At 66.0% G+C, this 5858-nt stretch carries 8 protein-coding genes and 1 tRNA gene; 7 read left to right on the top strand and 2 right to left on the bottom strand.

The genetic code is table 11. From position 1 onward, the window contains the following. The 3 genes from VF662_RS14555 to VF662_RS14545 form a co-directional block, all read left to right on the top strand. Window positions 1–583 (top strand): GNAT family N-acetyltransferase (locus tag VF662_RS14555; RefSeq protein ID WP_464142537.1); only part of this gene is annotated, 583 nt, incomplete at its 5' end. Further along, the gene (locus VF662_RS14550) at window positions 564–1100 is read left to right on the top strand and encodes a gamma carbonic anhydrase family protein (protein ID WP_464142535.1); all 537 of its coding nucleotides are present in this window, start codon (window positions 564–566) and stop codon (window positions 1098–1100) included. The genes VF662_RS14555 and VF662_RS14550, both read left to right, overlap by 20 nt. A 609-nt stretch (window positions 1101–1709) precedes the next feature. Further along, a tRNA-Arg gene (locus VF662_RS14545) sits at window positions 1710–1786 on the top strand. A gap of 114 nt (window positions 1787–1900) precedes the next feature. On the opposite strand, the gene VF662_RS14540 is transcribed toward VF662_RS14545, so the two are convergent. Next, window positions 1901–3643, bottom strand: a complete 1743-nt coding sequence (locus VF662_RS14540) for an alpha/beta hydrolase family protein (protein WP_464142532.1) — start codon at window positions 3641–3643, stop codon at window positions 1901–1903. A gap of 247 nt (window positions 3644–3890) precedes the next feature. Here VF662_RS14540 and VF662_RS14535 point away from each other — a divergent pair, with 247 nt between their 5' ends. Both VF662_RS14535 and VF662_RS14530 read left to right on the top strand, forming a co-directional pair. Next, window positions 3891–4037 carry a hypothetical protein gene (locus VF662_RS14535; RefSeq protein ID WP_464142530.1) on the top strand — a complete coding sequence of 49 codons (147 nt, stop codon included), beginning with the start codon at window positions 3891–3893 and terminating at the stop codon, window positions 4035–4037. Between the two features lie 78 nt (window positions 4038–4115). Then, complete coding sequence (locus tag VF662_RS14530; protein WP_464142528.1) at window positions 4116–4316, top strand: hypothetical protein; 201 nt, start codon at window positions 4116–4118, stop codon at window positions 4314–4316. Between the two features lie 5 nt (window positions 4317–4321). Here the strand turns inward: VF662_RS14530 and VF662_RS14525 are convergent, their stop codons facing one another. Then, complete coding sequence (locus VF662_RS14525; protein WP_464142539.1) at window positions 4322–4507, bottom strand: DUF3008 family protein; 186 nt, start codon at window positions 4505–4507, stop codon at window positions 4322–4324. A 70-nt stretch (window positions 4508–4577) separates the two neighbouring features. Here VF662_RS14525 and VF662_RS14520 point away from each other — a divergent pair, with 70 nt between their 5' ends. Both VF662_RS14520 and VF662_RS14515 read left to right on the top strand, forming a co-directional pair. Further along, window positions 4578–5294, top strand: coding sequence for a dienelactone hydrolase family protein (locus VF662_RS14520; RefSeq protein WP_464142526.1), 717 nt, complete (start codon window positions 4578–4580; stop codon window positions 5292–5294). 48 nt (window positions 5295–5342) lie between these two features. Continuing rightward, window positions 5343–5858 (top strand): 6-phosphogluconolactonase (locus VF662_RS14515; protein ID WP_464142523.1); only part of this gene is annotated, 516 nt, incomplete at its 3' end.

Below are 5858 nucleotides of genomic sequence, written 5' to 3'. Positions count from 1 at the left end.
CGCTTCTGGAGGGCCTCAACCAATGATCGAGACCGAGCGCCTCCGCCTCAGGAACTGGCGCCAGGGCGATGGGGAACAGTTTCGTGAGCATTGCAACCGCCCGAACGTGATGCGCTGGCTGGGCGGCGTTCGAACGCCTGAGTTCATGGACGAGGTGGTCGGCCGCTTCGTCGCCTGGCAGGAGGAGCGCGGCTTCACCTTCTGGGTGGTGGAGCGGAAGGAGGATTGCGCCTTCCTAGGCTTTTGCGGCCTCAAGATCGCCGACGGCGTCAACAGCACCGTCGCGGGCGAGATCGAGGTCGGCTGGCGCTTTCGCGAAGATGCGTGGGGAAAGGGCTATGCCAAGGAGGCTGCGATCGCTTCCCTGGATCACGCTTTTGATAAGCTCGCGGCGCCGCGCGTGGTGGCGCTGACCGTCGTGGGCAACGAGATGAGCTGGGGCCTCATGAAGCGGCTCGGAATGACGCTCCGGCCGGAGCTCGAATATGTCGACCTCGCCTGGCCGGACAGCATGAATCCCACCATCGTCTACGTGATCACCCGCCAGGAATGGGAGGGGCGCGATGCTGACCTTCGGCGGTAGGACTCCGCTCGTTCACCAGAGCGCCTTCGTGGCTCCCGGCGCGCAGCTGATCGGCGACGTCGAGATCGGGCCGGACGCCAGCATCTGGTACAATTGCGTGGTCCGCGGCGATGTGAACCGAATCCGCGTCGGCGCACGCACCAACATCCAGGACGGAAGCGTCATCCACGTCGATTCGCCGAAATCGGGAGACGAGGAGGGGCATCCGACGATCATCGGCGAGGACGTGCTGATCGGCCATCTCGCGATGGTTCACGGCTGCGTTCTTCACGACCGCGCGTTCGTCGGCCTTGGTGCGATCGTGATGGACGGATGCGAGATCGAAAGCGATGCCATGCTTGCCGCGGGCGCGATGCTCACCCCCGGCAAGCGGATCCCGTCCGGGCAGCTGTGGGCGGGCCGGCCTGCGAAATATGTGCGCGACCTGACGGCTGAGGAGCTTGCCGGGCAGCAAGCAGGCGTTGCCCATTATGTGGCGCTTGCGAGGGCGCATTCCGAAGCGCTGAAGAACCGCTAAGCGCGGCCGAGATCCTGCCGGCTTCCTCCGCCTGAGCCTCGGCCAGCGCCCGGGCCTCTTCGGCTGCCGCAGTGAGACGCTGCAGGTCCTGCCCGCTCGTTGCCGGATCGTTCGAGCGGGCGAGCAGGAGCGCCTCGATCTCGGCAAGCGCATCGGCGGTGCGTCCGCGCGCCGCCTCCAGCCGCGAAAGGTCGATCTGCGCCGCGATCCAGGTCTCAGATCCGGAAGCGCCGGCGCGCGAGACGCTCCGCTGCGCCGCCGGAAGCGCGGCCGCGAATTCGCTCTGCCCCTGGCGCGCGGAGCCGAGCAGCCGCTCAAGATCGGCGGCGAGGCGGGGATCCTCGGCGGCCGTTGCCGGCGCCGCCGGTGCGGGCGCTGCCGCCGGCGCTTCGAGGCAGGGTGGGAGCGGCCGTCCGGAAAGCGCGTATTCGATCGGCCGCGGCGCCAGCGACGGCGTGTCTCCCGCCGCGGCGCAAGCGGAGATGAGGGTGCTTGCGAGGAGCAAAGGAAGCGCGCGGGGCGTGAACATGCGGCCCTTCCTATGGCCCGCAGCTTTTCGGAGCAACGGGGTTGCGTGCCCCGGACCTTCGCCTTATGTCCCCCTCTCCCGCGCCCGTAGCTCAGCTGGATAGAGCACCAGACTACGAATCTGGGGGCCGGAGGTTCGAATCCTTCCGGGCGCGCCATTTCCTTCGATGCTTGGCAGCTTGGAGCCAATCATTCCGGCGTAGGGGCGAGTGGACTCGCTCCGACGGCACGAAGCGTTCACTCGGCTTTCCGCGGGAGCCGGACCATTCCGATCATGGCGCCGCGGTGCGCGCTCGCGCCGCGATGAAACCGGAGATATCTCCGTAGATCGGCGCGAACCCGGTAATCAGGTCATGGTTGCCGGGCTTCAGGTGGACCTTCGCCTGCCCCGCCAGTCCCTTCAATCGATCAGGCGGCGATTTGGCATCATGAACGCCTGCGAAAACGTGATCGCCGCCGCCCAGAGAGTCATAAGCCTGGGCCAATGCGCGGTCAAAATCGTCCTGCTGCGCTGCCGATCCATAGATCATAGCAGCAAAGGCAGAATAATGATCCTTGCTGCGGTTCTCGAAGAAACTCGAGATTGGCGCCTGCAGGTCGCGGATCAGCTTCAGCGACACCACAGGACCAATGAGATATGCGTCGGCGCGTGGCCCGAGAGACTTCTTCAACGCAAGAGCTGGTGCCGCCCCGAAGCTAACCCCGACGATTGCGATCCGATCGTACTGTGGATGGGCGTCGATCCAGGTTTTTATGGCTCCGGCGTCCTCATCCAACGCCGCAAAGCCACCAAGCTTCAAACGATGGTTCAGCTGAGGCCCCGCACCAGAGCTGCCGGAGTAAGGCAGCGCGACCGTATCGCATCCTGTTTTGGCCGCCAGCTGCTTGTAGTGACCGAATCCCGCATCTTTGATCGATAGATCGGGGCCCCCATGATAGTAGACGACCAGACAGTCTGTCGGCTGCCGGGACCAGCGGGCGAGCAGCCCCGGCATCGTTGCTTCTCCACCACCATAGTCGACCGCGATATTGACGATTGCGGCGCCCGGGGGAGCTGCTTCATGCTCCGACTTTCCGCAAAGAGCCCGGGAGATCTGCCGCCGGGTCCGGATGTCGATCGTCTCCAGGCGGCGGCCTCCGCCCCAATCCTCCACCAGCAAATGCAATTGCTTCCCCACAACGGTCGCGTCGATCAGCAGATCGGTTGGCGAAATCGAGCTCTCTACGGAAATTTGAGGACCGATCTCCCGCGCGAGGTGCAACTGCCGGGGCCCGAACAGGCCGACCCGCTCGCCGGTTGAAGAATCCGTCAGGGCCGATGCCAGAAGGCCATTGCCCTTCGCTGACTCCTCGCCAGCATAGCTGATCCGAATACGGCCGTCGGCCTGGCGGAATGAACGAAGGTGGTTGAGGCCTAACGGCTCCACGGCCCCGAGCTCCGCCCCCTCGAGGCGGAGAAGCAATCGCCCGCCGCGCTCAACCACCTGGAGCCCGACCGGTCGTTCCCATCCTTGAAAGGTCAGTCCGCGGACAAACTCGTCCGCGTCGTCCGCTTCGAATTCATGTGGGATCCCAAGTGGGCCCTGGCGGCTGGGTTGGAAGCGGTGATTGCGGTCCCTGCGCTGCGGCAACGTCTCCGCGCTGTGATTGCTCGCACCCACCGCGACGCGAGTGTCTCCATTGAGCAGAACGTTCAGCTGCCCGTCCGCGTCGAAGCCGAGAACGTCAAGCTCCAGCGCCTTGCTCAGGATCCGGGTAGACCCACCGTTCGGCTCAAGGATGAAAGCTGCGTCCGCACCGAGAGCGCTGGTGCGGCGAGGACCTAGAAGGAGGGGATAGGGATCGCGAAAAAGTGCGACGCGGCCCTGTGCCGAAGCGATGACGCGGTCGTACCGGCACGACCTTGCGGAATAAGTCTTCTCCGCCCCCTCCCGAAGCACCTCGAAGGCCGGAGCTGCGGTTTTGGCCGCGTTACAACTCCCCAAAAAGGCGGCGCCGAGCAGGACAATCGCCATCGACTTTAGCATGTTTGGCAATGTCCTCTTCGACGCATCCTTCTCAATCTTCTATTCTGCTCACCGGAGCAACTTGACGTACCGGTGTAGACACTTCTGCCGTCACCTATCAGATTAGCCGGAGTGATCCCACGTGCCGTCATGTATGAGCGGCTCTGAGGGTCACCGGCCGGGCCGCCGGGTTGCAACGCACGGCTCTGGTCGAATATGCTTGTGCGGCGCACAAATACCGTGGAAATGCGGTGGGATGGAGACCCGCCAGCTCATCGCTTATGCGCTCATCATCGCGATCGTGGTGGCTCCGTTCGTCGTCCGCTACGTCATCCGCCGGACCGCGCGGCGGGACCGGAGGGATGCCGACCGCCCGATCCACATCACCAAAGACCGGAAATAGCACGCCGGGAATTCCGACTGCGGGGAACGGCACGCGCGGATCCGCCGTTTCTGCTGCGTCAGCATCGGGAGACGGAGCATGGCCGACGACAGGCAGCAGGATGAACGGCCGCTCAGGGCGGAAGCCGAGAAGCGCGGTGAATGGCGCGGAGGCGCGACGATCGTTCAGGAGGAAGACGTGTCCGGCCATACCAGCCCTGCCAGCGAAAGCGGTGCGGCTGGAGACGAGGAAAGCCACGGCGCCCCGGCGGCGCCGACCACCATTCCGCCGCCCGATTGAGCGGATCAGTCCCCGGCGTGCTCCGGCTTGCCCTTCCGCTTCGTCGAGGCGAGCTCCTCAAGCTGCTTTTCGGACATCGAGTCCGCCATCGACTTGGATGCGCCCTTAAGCTTGCTCTTCGGCGTATCGCCGCGCTTGGCGGAGAGGGCGGCGCCGGCCGCTTTCTGCTGGGCCTTGGACTTTGCTGGCATGGTCGCGCTCCGATAGGTGCTGAACATCGAAACCCGCGCCTGACGGCCGGGTTCCTGACGGAGGAGTCGCGTGGGAGAGGATGTAGCGTACCGGCACGGCGAGGTGGAACTCGTCGGGCTGGCGGAGCGGCCGGAACGCCCGAACGGCCGGGCGGTCGTGGTCTTCCACGAGGCGAACGGCCTCGGAAACAACGTCCGGCGCCGCACGCGCATGCTTGCGGACCTTGGCTATCTCGCCTTCGCAGCGGACCTTTACGGCGGCGGCCGCACCTATGGAGCCGAGGGCGCGGTCCGCGAGATGAAGAAGCTGCGCGAGGAGCCGGATCGGTTCAGGGCCCGGATCCGCGCGGGCTTCGATCATCTCCTGTCGCTGGAAGGAGTGGATCCTGCGCGGACGGCGGCGATCGGCTATTGCTTCGGCGGGACGGCGGCGCTGGAGCTTGCCCGGGGCGGCGCCCCGGTTGCGGCGGCGATCAGCTTTCACGGTCTGCTGACGACGCCGCTCCCGGCCGAAGCAGGGGAGGTGAGGGCGAGGATCCTCGCCTGCACCGGGGCGATGGACCCGCTCGTGCCGCTGCCTGACGTCATGGCGTTCCAGGAGGAGATGGCGGCCGCCGCCGCCGACTGGCAGCTCATCGTCTACGGAAAGGCGCTCCACAGCTTCACCAACCGCAACGTCGCGGGAATGGGCGATCCGCGCATGGACTATGATCCCTCGGCCGATCGGCAGAGCTGGGCCGCGGCCTTGCTCTTCCTCGACGAGGCGCTCGGGCAAGCCCCGGTTTGACCCGGCTCCGCTTGCCGTTATGGCGGGCGCTTCAGCCGAGGAGTGATCATGGACGAAGTTGAATGGTGGGAGTTCGACACCGCCGCCGAGATGGCAGAGCAGGTTGCGGGCGACATCGGCTTCATCATCGAAAGCGCGACCGAGGGCCATGCCGGCGCCCGCCTCGCCGTCCCGGGCGGCCGCACTCCGGACGTCGTCTACAAGGCGCTGCTGAAGAATGAGGGGCTCGACTGGTCGAAGGTGACCTTGATCCCGACGGACGACCGGCTGGTGCCGCCGGGCGACGCGCTCAGCAATTTCGGAAAGCTGGACCGCCTCTTCACCTCAAAAGGCGCGCAGGTCGTCCCGCTGGTCGATGAGGCGGCGCTCGGCGACTATCGGGAGGCGGGCCGCCTCGCGGACGCGCGTCTGGCGCAGCTGCATTGGCCGCTCGATCTCGTCTGCCTCGGCATGGGGGCTGACGGCCATACCGCCTCGATCTTCCCGGGCCCCGATTTCGACCGCGCCGTGAACGGCCCGAAGGAGCGGCGCGCGGTCGGCGTCCGCCCGGAGCCTCTGCCCGCC

The sequence above is a fragment of the Allosphingosinicella sp. genome, from assembly GCF_036387215.1.
Lineage (GTDB): Bacteria > Pseudomonadota > Alphaproteobacteria > Sphingomonadales > Sphingomonadaceae > Allosphingosinicella.
This window is presented reverse-complemented; position numbering and strand designations above follow the sequence as displayed.